19 protein-coding genes and 1 pseudogene are annotated in these 18,441 nt (G+C 40.6%); 16 read left to right on the top strand and 4 right to left on the bottom strand.

Annotated features, from left to right (window positions below; genetic code table 11):
- Positions 1-125: 125 nt before the first annotated feature.
- The 7 genes from ribA to ACP69Y_RS04110 all read left to right on the top strand — a co-directional run bounded on the left by ribA (position 126) and on the right by ACP69Y_RS04110 (position 7,447).
- Entirely contained in the window at positions 126-728 is a 603-nt protein-coding gene (ribA, locus tag ACP69Y_RS04140; protein ID WP_425916431.1) for a GTP cyclohydrolase II, read from the top strand.
- Between the two features lie 131 nt (positions 729-859).
- Positions 860-1,801: an oxygen-dependent coproporphyrinogen oxidase gene (gene hemF, locus ACP69Y_RS04135; protein WP_425916429.1), complete on the top strand. Its 942-nt coding sequence runs from the start codon at positions 860-862 to the stop codon at positions 1,799-1,801.
- Between the two features lie 304 nt (positions 1,802-2,105).
- Entirely contained in the window at positions 2,106-2,312 is a 207-nt protein-coding gene (locus tag ACP69Y_RS04130) for a hypothetical protein (protein WP_131217239.1), read from the top strand.
- 146 nt (positions 2,313-2,458) lie between these two features.
- Entirely contained in the window at positions 2,459-3,247 is a 789-nt protein-coding gene (gene aroE / locus ACP69Y_RS04125) for a shikimate dehydrogenase (protein ID WP_425916427.1), read from the top strand.
- Positions 3,248-3,636: 389 nt separating this feature from the next.
- Positions 3,637-5,460 carry an acyl-CoA dehydrogenase C-terminal domain-containing protein gene (locus tag ACP69Y_RS04120; protein ID WP_425916425.1) on the top strand — a complete coding sequence of 608 codons (1,824 nt, stop codon included), beginning with the start codon at positions 3,637-3,639 and terminating at the stop codon, positions 5,458-5,460.
- Between the two features lie 124 nt (positions 5,461-5,584).
- The gene (locus ACP69Y_RS04115) at positions 5,585-6,544 is read left to right on the top strand and encodes a hypothetical protein (protein ID WP_425916423.1); all 960 of its coding nucleotides are present in this window, start codon (positions 5,585-5,587) and stop codon (positions 6,542-6,544) included.
- A 309-nt stretch (positions 6,545-6,853) separates the two neighbouring features.
- Complete coding sequence (locus ACP69Y_RS04110; RefSeq protein ID WP_425916421.1) at positions 6,854-7,447, top strand: DUF4142 domain-containing protein; 594 nt, start codon at positions 6,854-6,856, stop codon at positions 7,445-7,447.
- Between the two features lie 123 nt (positions 7,448-7,570).
- Here the strand turns inward: ACP69Y_RS04110 and hemW are convergent, their stop codons facing one another.
- Complete coding sequence (gene hemW / locus ACP69Y_RS04105) at positions 7,571-8,725, bottom strand: radical SAM family heme chaperone HemW (RefSeq protein WP_425916419.1); 1,155 nt, start codon at positions 8,723-8,725, stop codon at positions 7,571-7,573.
- 123 nt (positions 8,726-8,848) lie between these two features.
- On the opposite strand from hemW, the gene ACP69Y_RS04100 reads away from it, so the two are divergent.
- The 4 genes from ACP69Y_RS04100 (at position 8,849) to ACP69Y_RS04085 (ending at position 12,587) form a co-directional block, all read left to right on the top strand.
- Positions 8,849-9,310: a DMT family transporter gene (locus ACP69Y_RS04100; RefSeq protein WP_425916417.1), complete on the top strand. Its 462-nt coding sequence runs from the start codon at positions 8,849-8,851 to the stop codon at positions 9,308-9,310.
- A 38-nt stretch (positions 9,311-9,348) separates the two neighbouring features.
- The gene (locus ACP69Y_RS04095) at positions 9,349-10,707 is read left to right on the top strand and encodes an MATE family efflux transporter (RefSeq protein WP_425916415.1); all 1,359 of its coding nucleotides are present in this window, start codon (positions 9,349-9,351) and stop codon (positions 10,705-10,707) included.
- Between the two features lie 223 nt (positions 10,708-10,930).
- Complete coding sequence (locus ACP69Y_RS04090) at positions 10,931-12,229, top strand: ABC1 kinase family protein (RefSeq protein WP_425916413.1); 1,299 nt, start codon at positions 10,931-10,933, stop codon at positions 12,227-12,229.
- A 103-nt stretch (positions 12,230-12,332) separates the two neighbouring features.
- Entirely contained in the window at positions 12,333-12,587 is a 255-nt protein-coding gene (locus ACP69Y_RS04085) for a type B 50S ribosomal protein L31 (RefSeq protein ID WP_425916411.1), read from the top strand.
- A gap of 117 nt (positions 12,588-12,704) precedes the next feature.
- Here the strand turns inward: ACP69Y_RS04085 and crcB are convergent, their stop codons facing one another.
- Positions 12,705-13,085 (bottom strand): fluoride efflux transporter CrcB, encoded by a 381-nt coding sequence (gene crcB, locus ACP69Y_RS04080; RefSeq protein WP_425916409.1) that lies wholly within the window; start codon positions 13,083-13,085, stop codon positions 12,705-12,707.
- Positions 13,086-13,260: 175 nt separating this feature from the next.
- Between crcB and ACP69Y_RS04075 the strand changes: the two genes are divergently transcribed.
- Positions 13,261-13,593, top strand: a complete 333-nt coding sequence (locus tag ACP69Y_RS04075) for a HopJ type III effector protein (protein WP_425916408.1) — start codon at positions 13,261-13,263, stop codon at positions 13,591-13,593.
- Positions 13,594-13,745: 152 nt separating this feature from the next.
- Here the strand turns inward: ACP69Y_RS04075 and ACP69Y_RS04070 are convergent, their stop codons facing one another.
- The gene (locus tag ACP69Y_RS04070; protein ID WP_425916406.1) at positions 13,746-14,306 is read right to left on the bottom strand and encodes a hypothetical protein; all 561 of its coding nucleotides are present in this window, start codon (positions 14,304-14,306) and stop codon (positions 13,746-13,748) included.
- A 172-nt stretch (positions 14,307-14,478) separates the two neighbouring features.
- Between ACP69Y_RS04070 and ACP69Y_RS04065 the strand changes: the two are divergent.
- Positions 14,479-15,101, top strand: a pseudogene (locus ACP69Y_RS04065) (class I SAM-dependent methyltransferase).
- 67 nt (positions 15,102-15,168) lie between these two features.
- On the opposite strand, the gene ACP69Y_RS04060 reads toward ACP69Y_RS04065, so the two are convergent.
- A complete protein-coding gene (locus tag ACP69Y_RS04060; protein ID WP_425916404.1) occupies positions 15,169-15,636 on the bottom strand; it encodes a Holliday junction resolvase-like protein in 468 nt (155 codons plus the stop codon).
- A gap of 119 nt (positions 15,637-15,755) precedes the next feature.
- Between ACP69Y_RS04060 and ACP69Y_RS04055 the strand changes: the two genes are divergently transcribed.
- The 3 genes from ACP69Y_RS04055 (at position 15,756) to sodC (ending at position 18,331) form a co-directional block, all read left to right on the top strand.
- Positions 15,756-16,400 (top strand): ParA family protein, encoded by a 645-nt coding sequence (locus ACP69Y_RS04055; RefSeq protein ID WP_425916402.1) that lies wholly within the window; start codon positions 15,756-15,758, stop codon positions 16,398-16,400.
- 139 nt (positions 16,401-16,539) lie between these two features.
- Positions 16,540-17,670 (top strand): AI-2E family transporter, encoded by a 1,131-nt coding sequence (locus tag ACP69Y_RS04050; RefSeq protein ID WP_425916577.1) that lies wholly within the window; start codon positions 16,540-16,542, stop codon positions 17,668-17,670.
- Positions 17,671-17,779: 109 nt separating this feature from the next.
- Complete coding sequence (gene sodC / locus ACP69Y_RS04045) at positions 17,780-18,331, top strand: superoxide dismutase [Cu-Zn] SodC (RefSeq protein WP_425916400.1); 552 nt, start codon at positions 17,780-17,782, stop codon at positions 18,329-18,331.
- Positions 18,332-18,441 lie beyond the last annotated feature (110 nt).

The following is an 18,441-nucleotide window of genomic DNA, read 5'->3' as shown; positions in this document are numbered from 1 at the left end:
ACCATTATCGTTCGCTTTATACAAAAAAGAAAATCTTCTGCATAATTTCATCATAGCAATTCTACCAATGTCCAAGCATTACGCTATACTTTAGCCAATTAATGAACTATTTGACGGGTTAAGCAGTGCCTATAGAATTTGTCGCAACTTCAAGATTACCAACCGCTTTTGGTGAATTTAAAATCACTGTATTTCAAGATCCTCAAACCGGTGAAGAACATGTCGCACTTTCTAAAGGACTCGATACTCCACCGACTGATCCGGTTCTGGTCCGGATTCACTCTGAATGTTTAACCGGTGACGCGTTTGCCTCACTGAAATGTGACTGTGGTCCCCAACTCCAGGCGACACTCAAGTTAATTAACGATGTCGGTCAAGGTATCGTTCTATACCTGCGCCAAGAAGGTCGCGGTATTGGACTGACCAACAAAATTCGCGCCTATGCCCTGCAAGATCAGGGACACGATACGGTCGATGCCAATCTAATGTTGAATTTGCCTGCAGATGCACGACGTTATGACATGTGTACAATTATGCTGGATCATTTAAAGGTTAAACAAGTCAAACTGGTGACCAACAATCCTTCAAAAATTGCCGCATTAGAAGAACTGGGTATTGATGTGCTTGATCGTGTTCCCCTTACTGTCGGTTTAAATCCGTTCAATGCTGAATATTTAAAAACCAAACATGAACGTATGGCGCACATGTATAAAAAAGGTGACTTCTAATTCATTTTACAAAGCTTTATAAATCATAGTACCCAGGGATTTTTTACAAGATGTTAAAAAATCCCTTACTTTTTTTATGACTTTATGTTTTGATGTATTCAGTCCTTAAAATTAGGCAATAGAGGCCATCTATGCAGAACCCAACTTCAGCTGATATTCAACGCGTTCGCGAATTTCTCCTCGATTTACAGGCACGCATTTGTGCAGGTTTAGAACAACGAGAATTAGAGAGTGGCGGCACTGCTCAATTTGAGATTGATGATTGGGAACGCCCGGAAGGTGGCGGTGGTCGTTCACGTGTTTTGCAAAATGGCACCGTGATTGAAAAAGGCGGTGTGATGTTTTCTCACATCAACATTTCAAAATTACCGGTTTCGGCAACTGAACGCCATCCACAAATTGCCGGTGCCAAAGCTCAGGCCATGGGTGTGTCTTTGGTGATTCATCCAAAAAATCCGAATGTTCCGACTTCACATGCCAACGTGCGTTTGTTTGTGGCAGAGCCTGAAGGACAAAATCCTGTGTGGTGGTTCGGTGGCGGTTTTGACTTGACCCCATTCTATCCAGATGATCAAGACGTATTGGCTTGGCACCAAAAAGCGCATGATCTTTGCGCGCCATTTGGTGACACGGTTTATCCGGAACACAAACAGTGGTGTGATGACTATTTCTATTTAAAACATCGTGATGAACAGCGTGGCGTGGGTGGATTATTCTTCGATGATTTAAATCAGTGGGATTTCGAAACCTGCTTTAAATACATTCAAGCCGTCGGCAACGGTTATTTAGAAGCGATCTTGCCGATTTTCCAGCGCCATCAAAATCAGCCATATACCAAAGCGCAACGCGATTTCCAACTGTACCGTCGTGGCCGTTATGTGGAATATAATCTGGTTTATGATCGTGGCACTTTATTTGGTCTGCAAACCGGTGGGCGGATTGAATCAATTTTAGTCAGTATGCCTCCGCTTGCCGCTTGGTCATATCGTCCGGAATGGGATGAAGATTCCGCTGAAAAACGCTTAACTGACTATTATTTAAAACCACAGGATTGGTTGACTGAATTTCAATAATTAAAATATATTTAAAATCTTTAATCCCTTTCTCCACTCTGGATGAAGGGATTTTTTTATATTCATAATTTTCTTCGCATATAAAATTAAAAACTTAGAATAATAAAAACCTTTTAAATCAATATTTTTGTTTCATAAAAAATTTATCATATTTCATCCATAATAATTCTACTGACATATTTCCTTACAGCAATAGACTCTGTAGATTTTATAAAATCGTTTAGACTCATAAATTCAATTTACTATTCACACATATTTAAAAAGCACATATCAATTAAAAAAATCGTGCTTTAGGAAGTCAACAATGTTAGATAAAATTTTAAATCATAAGGTAATGCTATTTTGGTCGATTTTCACCCTCATTCTTTGTTCTATTGCCATTACCTTATCCTCAGACAATACGCTTTCTGATAGCTTATCCATTACATTCAGTGTATTTGCGGGATTTGCCTTATTTTTTACCGCAGCAATGTGGCTAGAAGACATGGTTCACGAAATCTGTAATCCTTAATATTATTTTAATAGGCTTTAATTTTTTAAACTTAACTCAATTACTTTTCTACCTTCTTAACCTTTTATTTTCTTCCGTCTTCTGACTTTAGCCTAGTTTAAAAATCACGTATATTGAATGCCATTTCCGCACATGGACCTCGTGAAATGAGCAAACAATTCGCAGTAGTTGGTCATCCGATCGAACAATCACGTTCACCAGAACTTCATCATGCTTTTGCACAAAAAACAGGTATTGACCTGCAATACAGCAAACGCCTTGCGCCGCTTGATGGTTTTGAAGCCAATATCAAGACCTTCTTTGCTGAGGGCGGTATGGGCATGAATGTGACGGTACCTTTTAAAGAACAAGCCTTCGTACAATGCCAAGTTCTGACAGAACGAGCCAAAATTGCCAAAGCGGTTAATACGCTTTGGATGCAAGATGGCAAGCTATATGGCGATAATACCGATGGTCAAGGCTTGGTCGATGCGATTAAAGCCCTAGACTGGAACCTAGAAAATACTGATCTTTTAATTATTGGTGCAGGAGGTGCAACCCGTGGGGTGGTTTATCCATTGGTTCAGGCGGGTGTAAAAAAAATCGTGATTGCCAATCGTACTCTTGCCCGTGCCGAACAACTGGTTGCCGATTTAAAAGAGGCGGTTCCCCAAGCAACACTTGCTGCGATTTCTTTAAATGATTTGGCCGGTAAGTTTGATCTTGTGATTAATGCAACCTCTGCCAGCCTAAGTGGTGATGCTCTGGTTTTACCTGAATCCTTACAGTTTAAACATGCGTATGAAATGGCCTATGGCAAACCATCGAGCTTTTTAGATCAGGCTAAAGCGCGTGGCATTCCGACTTCTGAAGGCTATGGCATGCTGGTAGGTCAAGCGATTGAGTCTTTCTCAATCTGGAATGGAGTAAAACTAGATCTGAAAGATTTTCTTTAGCAACTTGAAATAAAATGATTGAAAAGAAGCGAATTCTTGCTTCTTTTCAACATACACTATAAAAATTTATTCGAATTGGATTTTATGACAGCAAAATTGATTCCGTAAAATTCCTTAAAGTGATTAAAATATTCAGCCAACTAAAACTTAATAGATACAATAACAGTCTAATTTAACTGTTATTTTAAATATGTATTTTCTTAAAACCGATTAAAAAAGTGAACTAACCAATCTAGTCAGTTACATTAATGGTTAAATTCATCCACTTAAAATTCGCCTTTCTGACATTTTTCCAAGGCTACACTATCAATGTATTTTGATGAACAATGTGAATAATCAAACTATCGATTCGGATAATCCAAAACTATTTCTAAATTAGGATTAACACTATGCCAGCTTATAAAGCCCCTTTACACGACATTCGCTTTTTAATGAATGAAGTTTTTGATTACCCAGAACATTATAAAACTTTATCTAATGGCGAATTGGCCGACCCTGACACTGTAGATATGATTCTTGAAGGTGCAGCAGATTTTTGTGAAAACGTACTCTCTCCTTTAAACCAGTCGGGTGATGAAGAAGGTTGTCATTTTGAAAATGGCGAAGTTACCACACCGAAAGGCTTTAAAGAAGCCTACGACCAATTTGTGCAAGGTGGCTGGCAAGGTCTGTCTTATCCTGAAGAGTTTGGTGGTCAAGGCTTGCCGATGTCACTTAACCTGATCAAATCTGAAATGATGGGGACAGCGAACTGGTCATTCACCATGTATCCAGGTTTGAGCATGGGCTGTATGAATACCATCATGCAGTTCGGGACCGAAGAACAAAAAAATACTTACATGCCGCATTTAACTGCGGGAACCTGGTCGGGCACCATGTGCTTGACTGAACCACAATGTGGTACAGACTTGGGACAAGTCAAAACCAAAGCTGAACCACAAGCGGATGGCACCTATAAAATTACCGGGACAAAAATCTTCATCTCTGCAGGTGAACATGACCTGACTGAAAATATTGTCCATATTGTGCTTGCTCGCCTTCCAGATGCACCTGCAGGTACGCGCGGTATTTCGCTGTTTATCGTGCCTAAATTTACCCCGAATGCTGATGGTAGTGTAGGTGAACGCAATCCTGTGACTTGTGGTTCAATCGAACACAAAATGGGGATCCGTGCTTCTGCAACTGCTGTTTTAAACTTTGATGCTGCGACAGGTTACCTGATTGGTGAACCGCACAAAGGTTTGCATGCCATGTTTACCTTTATGAACACTGCACGTATTGGTACAGCGGTTCAAGGTATTGCACATGCAGAATTGTCTTTCCAGGGCGCATTACCGTATGCCAAAGAGCGTATGTCTATGCGTGCGCTATCAGGTAAGAAAGACCCTGACCAAGTGGCTGATGCGATCATTCATCATGCTGACGTGCGTCGTATGTTGCTGACGCAAAAAGCCATTGCTGAAGGTGGTCGTGCCATGATTTATCATGCTGCACAGCTTGCTGACAAAATGACGGATGCGCTGACTCAAGGCGACCAAGCAAAGTTTGAGGAATATGATGACAAACTGGGCTTCTACACTCCAATCTTAAAAGGTTTCTTGACTGAACTCGGTCTTGAAGCGGCTAACCACGGTATGCAAGTGTTCGGTGGTCATGGTTATATTAAAGAACATGGCATGGAACAAATTGTCCGTGATGCGCGTATTGCTACCCTGTATGAAGGTACAACCGGTGTTCAGGCGCTCGACTTGATTGGTCGTAAAGTTCTGCTTTCTTCTAAAGGCAAAGTGGTTCGTGACTATACTGCTGAAATCTTACGTTTCTGCGGTCGTCATGCACGCAACAAATACATGCGCCGTTTTGCATGGGACTTAACCAAGATTTGTGCACAATGGAACGCTTTAACTGTACGCATTATGCTTGCAGCACGTAAAGACCGTGATATCGTCTCTTCAGCATCTACAGATTTCTTGATGTTTTCGGGTTATGCGATGATGGCATATTACTGGGCTCAACAAGCTGCAGTTGCTTCTGAGAAATTGGAAGCGGGTAACGGCGCAGAAACGCCTGAATTCTATAAAGCGAAAATCAAAGTGGCCGATTTCTACTTTGAACGTTTATTGCCGCGTACTCAGGGTCATGCCGAAGCCATGGTGAATCCATCGAAAACCATGATTTCTTTAGCACCTGAACACTTCAGCTTTGACTACTAAGTTGTAAAGCCTGAATTAAAAAAAGAGCACTTCGGTGCTCTTTTTTATGCGCTACAATAATCCCAATGTAAGCTCAATTTCTAAAGGCATAGAATAATAAAAAATCAATCCGCTGGCCTTGAAGATGAAAAAAATATTTTCGATTCTAAGTCGCTTTTATCAGAGATATAGTGCAACTACCCCTCTAAATACTCATCATCTTGAACAAAATTTTGATTCTTCTTATCCTCCCAACCTAGGTGATGCTGCCCAGCCGATTACCCTGATCAGAATAGGACTGGGGAATGATCATATTATTCAAGGCTTGGCGCTCGATCACAGACACAATTTTTTGTACACCACGCATGTCGAGGGCAATCCTGAACAAGGCGTGATTAATAGATTTAAGTTGCACCACTCAAATTTATGGTCTGCACAAGATGCTCAGAAACCTTCTGCCCTGATTGGCCATCAAGGCATTTCTGTCGATCCGCAGCGTGACTTTATTTATGCTTCTGCTGGCTCAGCCATTCCCAATAAAGGTTGGTATATCTTAAAATTTCAATACATGCCTAATGCAGAACCCAACAATACTCAAGTGATTCAGGTATTTGATAAAACATATAACCAGATGACCAATACCATGCCTTCAATCACCCCCGATGGAAAATATCTGCTGGTGCGAGGCAATAACTATAAAATCAATGTGATACGTATCTTTAAATTAGATTTGATTACCCAAAAAAACTTAACGGATATTCGTTTCTTGTATGAAGATGAATGGCCTATTGATTCAGGTTTCACTCATGACAAATCTGCATTTCAAGGTCTAACTACCGATGGAAAATATGTGTATCTGTTAAGTGGAAATAAAAATAAAGGGCCTAAAAGAATTTATGTTTATGACTTAACCGGCAAATTGATTCAAAAAATGGATTATGTGACACTGGGTCATTTTGATACCTTATCCAATCCTGCCATTCAATATTGGGAGCCAGAAGGCCTAACGGTAGATAGTCAAAACCATCAGCTTTATATTTTATATGCGATAGGAAATACTGGACAATTCTTGGGCCGTATTTATCGAATAAAAATTAATACATAAAAAAATAAATTTGATAAAAGCTGAATATTTTAGATAACTCTCGATGTATGAGTGAAGAGTGATTTAAGCTCCGCTATATCAAGTTATTTATCCTAGCCTTATCCTATGATGAGCTCATTGAATAATTACTATCCTATTTTTATTTTCTGTCCCGCCCTCAAAAAAATTAATAGTCAATCATTTTTGCTTAAATCAATCGTCACTTTATATATTTCTCTAAGAAAACCACTGAAACATTACACTGCTTTTAAGGTAATGCGCCTATTTTATAAAGGCAAATTTAAATAATAAACTTTAAAGGTTGCCGATATGAAAGCGATTAGCATGAAGAAAATTATTCACTGTGTTGCAGTAACTAGTGCATTGAGTTTTGCTGCATCTCACAGTATGGCAATGGATAATCAATCTACCAATGAAGGCAAAGAGCATTCTAAGTTATCGCATGATGCTCATGAGCGTTTAACTGATAGTCAAGTGATCAAGGTGTTAAGTACAGCGAATAACGGTGAGATTATACAGGCAAAAACTGCCTTGCCAAAGCTGAAAATGGATCAAACCCGTAAATATGCTCAGCTGATGATTAATGCACATTCATCGAATGAGAAAAAAGGCCAAGCCTTGGCAAGTCGTCTAAAATTAACTCCACAAGCGAGCAATATCAGTACATCATTGCAAAATGAAAGCGATAAGATGACTGAAAAGCTTAGCCAATCATCAGCAGCAACGGATAAAGACTATATGATGAGTCAAGTGAAAGTACATCGTAAAGTTCTGATGATTATTGATAAGCAATTGATCCCTAATGCTAAAAATTCTGAATTAAAAAATATGCTTACGCAAACCCGTACTACGGTTGCCAAGCATTTACAAATGGCTGAACAAATCGTTGCAAAGATGAAATAACATAAAATCAGAATATTATTTAACAAGCATTCTTAACCGGCCTAGCATCGATCCGCTAGGCTTTTTAATACCTTGTATGTTCCAAACTATTTTTAAAAATCACTTCAACATCACGTTTAAAGATTACAAAAACTCTTCCAGCACTGAATTTAAAAACACATGCCCCTGCTCTGTACAAGACAAACGGTTTTGATCTTCAACCATCAATTTACGTGAACGTAATGAATTTAAAAGCTCATTTAAATCAGCCAAATCTAAACCTGTACGGTCTGTATAAAGCTTGGCATCCACGCCATTATTTAAACGTAAGGCATTCATCATAAATTCAAACGGCATATCTTCATCTTCAATCTTTTTAAATTGAAGATGCTCTGCCGGTACTTTGGCTAAATAGTCTTTAGGCAAACGGGTTTTCTGGAAACGATACACACCATCAGGCTGTGTCACTTTGCCATGTGCTCCCGCGCCAATTGCCAAATAATCGCCAAATTGCCAGTAATTTAAATTATGTGCAGACGGCTTTTCCTTACGCCAAGCTGACACTTCATAATTCACAAAACCATTGGTTTTTAGATAGGCTTCGCCTTGTTCCTGAATATCTTCCAACACATCTTCAACGGGTAAAACAGGTTGGGTACGAAAAAATACCGTATTCGGTTCAATGGTCAGCTGATACCACGACACATGCGTTGCACCATTTTCTACCGCCAGTTTTAAATCCAGTAAAGCCTGTTCTAGAGTCTGTTCCGGCAAGCCATGCATCAAATCCACATTGATTCGTTCAAAACCGGCATCACGGGCTAAATGAATGGCATTGATCGCATCATCATTACTGTGAATACGACCTAATTTTTTCAGGTGATCGGTATTAAAACTTTGTACCCCAATCGAAAGACGGTTAATCCCTGCTTCTAAATAGCCCCCAAAAGGATCGTGTTCCACGGTTCCCGGATTGGCTTCCAAGGTAATTTCACAGCCATCTTCAAAGGCAACAGTGCTTTTAAGTTGCTCGAACAACCACACATAACCTTTGGCTGAAATTAAAGATGGCGTACCCCCACCAATAAAGACACTATGAATCTTGCGACCTTGGGCAAATTCAACCTGGGTTTTAAAGTCTGCAACCAGAGCCTGTAAATATTCCTGCTCTAAATCTAAAGACAGTTTCCCATCCGGTACGGCATGCGAGTTAAAGTCGCAATACGGGCACTTACGCACACACCAAGGCATATGAATATATAAAGACAATGGAACAAACGCAGGATTTAATTCAGCCAAGGAATAAGCTCAAAACAACAAAAAACGGGAAATATATTTTAACATGACTGCATCAAGACGCTAAGGAATACTGTGGATGATTGTTTTAGACTGAGAAAAACCCAACAAGAATACATACTTAATATGATGAAAATATCCAGTCACCTGCTCTTGCTGTTACCGCTTGCGATAGGAATCGGTATTGCGATGAGTCTGCAAAATGCCTTAAATAACCAATTACGGGAATATTTACATTCTCCCTTGCAAGCTGCCCTTTTATCTTTTTTGGTTGGTACAATAGTGCTTGCTATACTGGTTTTTTTTCAATCCGCAGAAAAACCTCATTTTGCAAACTTAATCCAAATTCCCTGGTTTCTTTGGCTAGGGGGTTTTTTAGGCGTTTATGCCATCAGTTTGAGTATTTATGCTGTACCTAAACTGGGTTTTCTCATCCTGACCGGACTGGTTATTTTTGGGCAAATTGCCATGTCGATGTTACTGGATCATTTTGGCTGGTTTGGTGCTGAAAAAACCCCGATTAACTGGCAACGTCTTTTAGGAAGTATGGTTATTTTCCTTGGCGTACTGCTCACTTTGCAACGCTAAAGATCATGATCTTTATTAATAAATAATGAGTATTTTTTGTGTCTAATGTCACTGCTTTAACGACAACAAACCGCTTTGAATTAAAGCAACTCTTTCATTTGATGATTCCCATTTTAATAACCCAATTTGCCCAAGCAGGTTTGGGTTTAATTGATACCATTATGGCGGGACATCTCTCCCCAACAGACCTTGCTGCCATTGCAGTCGGGGTAGGTTTATGGATTCCAGTGATGCTGTTATTCAGTGGCATCATGATTGCGACCACACCTTTGGTTGCAGAGGCCAATGGGGCTCGTACCCCTGAAAAAATTGCCACTATTGCACGGCAGTCACTTTGGGTCGCATTTATTCTCGGAATCATTGCGGCACTGATTTTACAAGCCATGCCGTTTTTATTGCCTGTTTTGGGCGTACCTGAAGCGTTACTGCCTAAAGCAAGCTTGTTCTTGCATGCCATTGGTTTGGGTATGCCGGCAGTCACCATGTATGCAGCGCTACGCGGTTACTCTGAAGCACTCGGTTATCCGCGCCCCGTCACCATCATTAGTCTGGTTGCATTGGTTGCACTCGTTCCACTGAACTTTATTTTTATGTATGGGCTTGGCCCGATTCCTGAACTGGGCAGTGCCGGCTGTGGTTTTGCCACTGCTATTTTACAATGGCTGATGTTCATTGCTTTAGCAACTTATATCTTTAAAGGCACCGCTTACCGCAAAACCCAAGTTTTTGCTGCATGGGAAAAAATTGATCTGTATTGGGTAAAACGTATTTTACAGCTCGGTTTCCCAATTGGTTTAGCCATCTTTTTTGAAGTCAGTATTTTCAGTACCGCAGCAATTATTTTAAGTCCATTAGGTGAAACCTTGGTTGCAGCACACCAGATTGCCATTTCTGTGACCTCACAGTTGTTTATGATCCCGATGTCGCTCGCAATTGCGCTCACCATTCGTATTGGTACTTATTATGGTGAGAAAAACTGGCAGGCGATGCGTAAAGTTCAGTATCTGGGTTTACTGACCGGTACGATTTTAGCCCTTGCCACCATGGCACTGATATGGTTCTTCCGGCCTGAAATTGTTTCGATTTACACTTCTGATTATGAGGTGGCACAAGTGGCAATGTATCTATTGTTATTTGCGATTGCCTATCAGTTAATGGATGCCTGGCAAGTCAGCGCAGCAGGTTGCCTGCGTGGTATGCAAGATACCAAAGGTCCAATGTGGATCACCATGATCGCTTATTGGGTAATTGCCTTGCCTGTTGGGATTTACTTGGCACGCTTTACAGAAATGAAAGCGGCTGGGGTGTGGGTCGGCTTGATTGTTGGTTTAACTGTTGCCTGTGTGCTGTTATTGACCCGTTTATATCGGATTAATCACCGGATCAAAACTGCTTAAATATCTCGATCTCATTCCTTTTCTCATGAAAAAGGAATGAGATGAATAACAATATGAATAAAAAATAACCATAGCTACTTCATCCCTTTAAGCTACAAAAAATATTTTTAATTTTTAAAATTGAACAGTAAAAATGCAGCTTTTAACAATTTAAAGTAGGCAATATCAAGTTTAACGCCTATGATCATTAAAACACTTCTATGATGATCTTGAGGAATATCGCATGGCAAAAACGGCTAGCACACCCGGTCGTCGTTTTATGAAACTTGCCACTATGACGGCGAGCATCGCAACTAAAACCGTCTCAAACTCGATCAAAAATTTTAATGCCGATGAAGAACAAAAAAATGCCTCACGCAGCAAGCTTTTTCAAGATATAGGTCTACAAATTGCGGATACCCTTGGGGAAATGAAGGGTGCAGTCATGAAAGTGGGGCAAATTGCTTCCCAATATAAAGACATCTTTCCGCCTGAAGTCGCACGTGCCATCAGCAAATTACAGCGCCAAGCCCCTGCAATGCCTTTTGCTGAAATTAAAGCTCAAGTCGAAAAAGAGTTGGGTAAACCGCTCAATCAAATCTTTAAACACTTCGATGAACAACCTTTTGCCGCAGCTTCTATTGGTCAAGTGCATAAAGCCTTTCTGCCCAATGGGCAGCAAGTTGTGGTTAAAGTGCAATATCCGGGGGTCGATGAAGCGTGCGAAAGCGATCTGAAACAAGTCCGTTTGGCTTTACGTTTAATGGGTGTGCTGAAAGTTGATCGTAAATTACAAGATCGACTATTCAAGGAAATTCAGGAAAGTTTAGACAATGAATTAAATTATGAAATTGAAGCACAAAATTTAGAAGTCGCGCGTACATTCCATAAAACCTTAGACAATAAAATTATTATCCCGCAAGTATATAAAGACTATTCTTCACGACATATTTTAACCTTGAGCTTGGAGCAAGGTGAAAGTATTGAAATTGCCAGTATCTGGTCTCAAGATACTCGAAATGAGCTAGGACGCCGTTTATTCCGTGCCATTGGACAAGAAATTTTCTATTTAAAACGTTTCCATTGTGACCCGCATCCGGGCAACTTTGCTTTCCGTGAAGATGGCACGGTGATTATTTACGATTACGGCGGTGTAAAAACATTATCCAGTGCAACCGTACAGCACTTTAAACATTTGGTGCAGTCTGCCCGTGAAGGCAATATTGCCGAGATGGAACAACAGCTGGATGCCCTACACGCCCTTTCAGAACAAGGAAAATTTCCGGCTGAACTCTATAATCAATGGTTAGAAGTGCTGATGCGTCCACTTACGACCATGTATGATTTTGAAGAAAACTCGGCACATCATGATGGCATGGAACTGCTTAAGCCTTCATTAAAGTATTGGGATGTATTCAAGCCTTCACCAGAGACATTGATGGTCAATCGTACCGTATCAGGTCATTACTGGAATATGATTCATTTAAAAATGCATGACAATCTCAATGACCTGTTTGATGAACTGGTGCCACCGCGTCAATAAGCCTTTCATACAACCCAAATACAGTTTCTGATTTGGGTTTTATTTGCCAAAGCGAATGTTATGTTATAACATAATTAAATCAATAATAGTTTTGGAGTCAAACATGCGCGCTAATATCCATCCAGAATATCGTGAAGTCCTGTTCCATGACACCAATGCGGATGCCTATTTCATTATTGGCAGTACCTTGCAAACCTCACAAACCAAGAGTTATCAAGGTCAGGACTATCCTTATGTGACTTTAGATATCTCCAGTGCATCCCATCCGTTCTATACAGGTGAACAACGTCAAACCAGTAATGAAGGGCGTGTGGCAAGTTTCAACAAACGTTTTGCTCGTTTCAAACGCTCACAATAAGTTAATATTCAGTTAAGCTGATGTTGTTATTTTTTCCTTATTCAGAAGCCTAAGCCTCCTCCTCCACTTAGGCTTCTTTTTTTACCTATTGTATTTTTTATCAAAAGCCTTCAGCTTTTATTTGCTGTGTAATAACCATTGAAACAGATAAAAACCCAATGCCAAAACCATCACTCCAATGATCACACTTGAGATCACATAGCCTAAAGCGAGTGTGGCCTGACCATGTTTTAATAGCTGAAAGGTTTCCAGACCAAAACTGGAAAATGTGGTGAAGCCGCCTAAAATCCCGACCATCAAAAACAGGCGCGCCTCATTTTGCAAGCTCGGAAATTTTTGGCTATAGGCAAAGAAAATACCAGCAAGCAAGCAGCCAAAGATATTCACCCACCATGTGGTCCAGGGAAATACATGTGTGGGTTTAAGTAAAAATACCCCTGCGCCATAACGCAAACTTGCGCCAATCGCCCCGCCCATCGCTACCAGTAACCAGCTCATTTATTTCATCCAGTATAGGCTGTGCATAACCCATGTTTTATCCACAGCCCTGTTTTCATTGCACAATACTTTTACATGATTCTGTATTTTTAAAAAGAAATAATGCTGAATAAAATGCATAAAAATTGCTATAGTCTTGCGGTTAAATTGACTATTTATATGGACTGAGGAAATTATGGCTCAAGATTTATTGGCACAACTTCAAGCAGGCGAAGCGAAATTTACAGATGTGCTTACATATATTGAAGCCCGTTATAATCACACGCCAACAGCATTTAAAAATGGACAACAAGCCAATGCTGCGACTGAAAATCAGGGCAGTGCAAAAGTATTTTCTTTTGCGCAATTGAACGGTTTAGATCAGGCACAAACTTTAAATTTATTCGCGGAACATTATGCTGCGGTGCTAGCGACTCCTGAAGCCACGGATCACCAGAATATCCGCCAGTTTATGCAAAATGGTTGGGATGGTATTCAATTTGAAGGTCAAGCTTTAACAGCGAAATAAGTTTCTAATATAAGTCTTAGAACATAAAAAAGCCCTCTTTATTAAAGCGGGCTTTTTTATTCCTCCTGTTTTGATAGGAAGGTCGGGAGGGATTCAAAAAACAATTCAACTCCCCTCCTAACTCCCCTTTCCAAACGGGGATTTAAAAAGGATTAACCTTTTACTTTTTCAATCCATTCAATTGAACTGACGCGGAATAACTCGCAGGCACCATCACCGGTATCTGTTGGAGTTAGAGATGAGGTCCAGACCAAATCTTTATCTTTAATTTCGACCAGCTCCCCGGTTAAACGCACCAGATCACCACGTTTTACATTTTTAATTTGCTTGGCAATCTGTGGGTTTGCAGGAATGATATGCATATTTGACACCATCTGCATGGCTTGCTCTTTCGGCACAGGCAGACGATCAATCTTCCAGTTTAGATAACGGTCATATTGATTGACTGATATATGCCGTGCAATTTCAGGTTCAGCAAATAAGCCCCAACTTACCGCATAATCAATCGGAGAAAACTTGGCTTGCTCATCATTGGTATAAATTTTAGAGCCTAAAATACGAAAATCACCTCTAAAAGATTGTAGCTTTTTAATCGACTGATCTTTAGCAACCGGCGCTAAACCTTTAGCAATATTATGATCGACAGATGCGCTGGCGCTTACTTGTAACATTGTGGTTGCAAGTAAAACACTAAATAATAATTGTCTATTCATCTGTGTACCTCAAAGCGAATTTCTTTATTTTCAACTTTTATCTTAAATCATGAAACTTAAATCACCATATGGACTTGGTAACAATATAGATATATTCAGTCACTTTTTTGTCTTATTAATTGACGGAAATTTCCATTAATCTAGATAGATATAAAGAAAAATTAAGCGATCAATGATTTATAAATTTTATCAGCAACATATTTTCCCGCATTTGCTTAATCAAGTGATGCAAACGCCGAGCCTTATGGATCAGCGTCGTGAATTACTGTTACCTATTTCAGGTGAAGTTCTGGAAATTGGCTTTGGTACAGGGCTAAATCTGCCTTTTTATCAAAATGTCGATACGCTATACGCACTCGAACCGAATCCAGATATTTATCAACTCGCTATTCAACGTGTGCATGAAAGTGCGATACATGTACAGCATATTAAGGCGAGTGCTGAAAAGCTGCCTTTTGCAGATCACAGTATTGAGCACATTGTCAGTACCTGGACTTTATGCAGTATTGAAGATTTACCACAGGCTTTAAATGAACTGCATCGGGTACTCAAGCCTAGCGGTACTTTACATTTGGTCGAGCATGTTCAATATCAGGACAACAATACGCTTAAGCATTTACAAGATTTACTGACCCCAATTCAAAAGTGTTTGGCGGATGGCTGTCATCTGAATCGCAATATTGAGCAAGCCCTATTAGATGCAAATTTCCGCTTTAAAGAACAGCATTATTTTGACGCTCAAGGTATTCCAAAATTGGCAGGCGCATGTTCTTTGCCCGGGCAGAAAAAGCATAGCGATGAAACTCACCTAGATTCAACCTTGTGCTCAATAAATCTATTGCCCAGATTGAATCTGAGCAAATTAATCATTAAAGTTGATGCGAACCGTTTCAAAACGCACCCGTCCATCACTAATGGCCTGGGCAATCGCTTGTTGCCCCTTGGTGAGTCGTGCCCCACCACTTTTAATATCAATCAGCACCACTTCTATATCCTCTGCCCGACCTTCACCATCGCGTAAGTCGGTATAGCCATCAAATACCACGTAATCGACCGGATCACCCAAGAATTTGGCATCACTGGGCAAGTATTGAAACTCGGGCATAATCGGTGCCATTTGCTCTGCCATTTTTCCTTTCAACACTGCGCGACTGGTATTCACACTACGCTTTTGTGCATGGATTAAAGCCTGTTGATGCTCTAACTCCAGCTCGGCAATATAGTGTTCATACTCTGCTTTGACCCGTCCATTACGGGTATTACTTAAAATCAGGGTGGTTAATACCACGCCTATACAGCCACCAATCAACATTGCCATCCAAATGGACATATTTTTTCCTAATTCAAAAAAGTATCGCCACATGGGTCTTTAAGACTTTTGTCATGTGTCATATTCGTCGCATCAAACAATGATATGCTAGGGCGGAGCAGAATAAAATCGTCAGGGTCATGAAAACAATCTTAATTGCAAATCAAAAAGGTGGATGTGGTAAAACCATTACCGCGATCAGTCTGGCTGCGGCTTTGGCACAAAAAGGTTACCGTGTTGCACTGGCGGATGCCGATAACCAAAAGTCGACTTTGCAATGGCTTAAACATCGCCCTGAAAATGCTGCCCCGATTCAAAGTCTGGACTGGCGACATGAAAAATCAATTGGTGATGCACCTAAAAATATTGAGTATCTGATTATAGATGCGCCGGGCGCACTTTCTGGTGAACAGGCAGAACAACTGATTGGGGAAGCTCACGCCATTATCACGCCCTTACAACCTTCGTTTTTCGATATCGACAGCACGCGCCGTTTCTTAAAACATTTACAAGACATCAAGCGTATTCGTAAAGGTAAAGTGCAGATTTTACTTTTGGCCAATCGCGTCAAAGCCAACAGTGCCAGCACGAAAGAGATTCAAGATTTTTTCAATAAAATTGAACAGCAACCGGTGGCCTGGATTTCTGAACGAACTGCTTATAGTCAGTTGGCCATGCAGGGACTAACCGTGTTTGATAAAACGCAAAAAAATTATTTAAGCATGCAAAATCAGTGGCAGCCGGTTTTAAATGCCATTATTGATGATGCGACTAAATGGTTTTAGGGTGTTACAGGGTCTAGCTTTCCGTCCAGAAGCAGTGTTTGTTTATTCATTATTCACTAGAACTTACTCGGCTTTCATTTTCGCGAGCTTTTTTTTCAGTTAAGATGGCATGGACCTTAGAAACAAATCAGTGAATGCAGTGCAACAGTACGCGCCAACATTACAAAAAGTATTATTATTTGGATTATTTTTCATCCTCCTTTTTTTGAGTTTTAACGTTCTCAAATATTTTATTGTGCCTGTACTGTGGGCAGCCATTATTGCCTATATGACCTGGCCCTGGTATCAATGGATTTATCGCAAGTCCGGCTCACGTGCCATGCTAAGCGCAACGATCATGATCAGCCTGATTATTTTATTGATCGGTATTCCGCTGACCTTCGGTATTTTCATGCTGCAACATGAAGGTCGGAATTTATATTATGAATTGCAAAAACAGGTGTTTTCAGGTCACTTAAATGTTCCGCAATTTATTCGCGATTTACCGTTTATAGGCAAGGAAGTCAGCCGGACCTTAAAGGATATCAATACCGATCCAAACAGTATTATACAAAATGTTTCCATCTGGATTCAGGGTCATCTCAATTATGGTCGTTTCGTTCTGAATGAGATTGGCAAAAATATCATTAAGCTATGTTTTGCAGTCCTGTCACTGTTCTTTTTCTACCGTGATGGTCAAACCATTCTGAACCAAGTCAGCAAGGCTCTGGAAATGATCATTGGTCCACGGGTCCATCATTATTTAGATACCATTTCTGAAACGACTCGTGCTGTGGTTTATGGAGTTGGTTTAACTGCGGTGGCGCAAGCAGTATTAGCCGGGTTAAGTTATTTTGTTGCCGGTGTCCCCAACCCAATGGTACTTACCATTGTGACCTTCATATTGGCACTGATTCCGTTTGGAACACCCCTTGCTTACGGTTCAGTTGCATTATGGCTGTTCTCTCAAGGACAGACTATGGAGGCGATTGGGGTGATGGTCTGGGGGGTCTGTATTGTCAGTACTTCAGATAACGTGATTCGTCCACTGGTGATTTCGGGTGCAACCCAAATTCCATTCCTGCTGATCATGTTCGGGGTTTTAGGGGGGATTGCCAGTTTTGGTCTGGTGGGTCTATTTATTGGTCCGGTGATTCTAGCGGTCTTGCTGGCGATTTGGCGTGAATGGTTGCATGAAACCAATGAATTTGGGCCTTTCATGCTGCCAAAATCCACTATGGCGTATGATCTGGATGATGATAAAGATGAGCCAAACCCAGATAAAACTTAAGCTTTAAGTTTAAGAAACTCATACATTCAAATACTTAATCATCATTGCGTTGCATCCGACACATTGTTTGAATGGTCAAGGTCAAAATAAAACAAAAGGAAGCAAGTCAATGTCATCTTCACTGTTTAAATTAACCGCACTAGGTTCTATCGCAAGCTTTGCCATGCTGGGCTGCACCAACTCACCCACCTCATCTCATAATGCTCAACATCAGACGACCGTTCATGCGGTATCGGCTCAAGGCGTAGGTAAAGCCATTGGTACGATTCAATTCAAAGACAGTCCAGCAGGTTTAGTACTTACGACTGACTTGGCTGAACTGCCACCGGGCCCACACGGTTTCCATATTCATGAAAAAGGTTCCTGTGACCCGGCTGAAAAAGATGGAAAAATCGGTGCGGCCATTGCAGCGGGTGGTCACTTTAATCCGAACCAAGCGCCTCATCATGGAACGCCCCTTACCGGTCATTTGGGCGATTTACCTTTATTAAATGTTGATGCTCAAGGTCATGCGAAGGTGACTTTGGTTGCACCGCGTTTAAAACTGGCCGATGTGCAAGGTTTGGCAGTGATGGTGCATGCTGGTGGCGATAACTATGCCGATCAACCCAAACCTTTAGGTGGTGGCGGTGACCGTATTGCCTGTGGGGTGATTAAATAATTGTCCTAAAAATATAAAGAAAAAAGCAGGTTAAAACCCTGCTTTTTTTGCTTCATACCTTGCTACATCATTAAAAAATCAATGATCTTTAACACAAGCATAAATTGACA

The organism is Acinetobacter sp. TSRC1-2 (genome assembly GCF_049895885.1).
Lineage (GTDB): Bacteria > Pseudomonadota > Gammaproteobacteria > Pseudomonadales > Moraxellaceae > Acinetobacter.
This window is presented reverse-complemented; position numbering and strand designations above follow the sequence as displayed.

Excerpts from the sequence above, each read along its gene's own strand:
- ACP69Y_RS04060 (WP_425916404.1), bottom strand. The coding sequence starts at position 15,636 with ATGTCCATTTGGATGGCAATGTTGATTGGTGGCTGTATAGGCGTGGTA.
- ACP69Y_RS04110 (WP_425916421.1), top strand. The coding sequence starts at position 6,854 with ATGAAAGCGATTAGCATGAAGAAAATTATTCACTGTGTTGCAGTAACT.
- sodC (WP_425916400.1), top strand. The coding sequence starts at position 17,780 with ATGTCATCTTCACTGTTTAAATTAACCGCACTAGGTTCTATCGCAAGC.
- ACP69Y_RS04115 (WP_425916423.1), top strand. The coding sequence starts at position 5,585 with ATGAAAAAAATATTTTCGATTCTAAGTCGCTTTTATCAGAGATATAGT.
- aroE (WP_425916427.1), top strand. The coding sequence starts at position 2,459 with ATGAGCAAACAATTCGCAGTAGTTGGTCATCCGATCGAACAATCACGT.
- ACP69Y_RS04090 (WP_425916413.1), top strand. The coding sequence starts at position 10,931 with ATGGCAAAAACGGCTAGCACACCCGGTCGTCGTTTTATGAAACTTGCC.
- ACP69Y_RS04085 (WP_425916411.1), top strand. The coding sequence starts at position 12,333 with ATGCGCGCTAATATCCATCCAGAATATCGTGAAGTCCTGTTCCATGAC.
- hemF (WP_425916429.1), top strand. The coding sequence starts at position 860 with ATGCAGAACCCAACTTCAGCTGATATTCAACGCGTTCGCGAATTTCTC.
- ACP69Y_RS04130 (WP_131217239.1), top strand. The coding sequence starts at position 2,106 with ATGTTAGATAAAATTTTAAATCATAAGGTAATGCTATTTTGGTCGATT.
- ACP69Y_RS04120 (WP_425916425.1), top strand. The coding sequence starts at position 3,637 with ATGCCAGCTTATAAAGCCCCTTTACACGACATTCGCTTTTTAATGAAT.
- ACP69Y_RS04075 (WP_425916408.1), top strand. The coding sequence starts at position 13,261 with ATGGCTCAAGATTTATTGGCACAACTTCAAGCAGGCGAAGCGAAATTT.
- ACP69Y_RS04100 (WP_425916417.1), top strand. The coding sequence starts at position 8,849 with ATGATGAAAATATCCAGTCACCTGCTCTTGCTGTTACCGCTTGCGATA.
- crcB (WP_425916409.1), bottom strand. The coding sequence starts at position 13,085 with ATGAGCTGGTTACTGGTAGCGATGGGCGGGGCGATTGGCGCAAGTTTG.
- ACP69Y_RS04070 (WP_425916406.1), bottom strand. The coding sequence starts at position 14,306 with ATGAATAGACAATTATTATTTAGTGTTTTACTTGCAACCACAATGTTA.
- ACP69Y_RS04055 (WP_425916402.1), top strand. The coding sequence starts at position 15,756 with ATGAAAACAATCTTAATTGCAAATCAAAAAGGTGGATGTGGTAAAACC.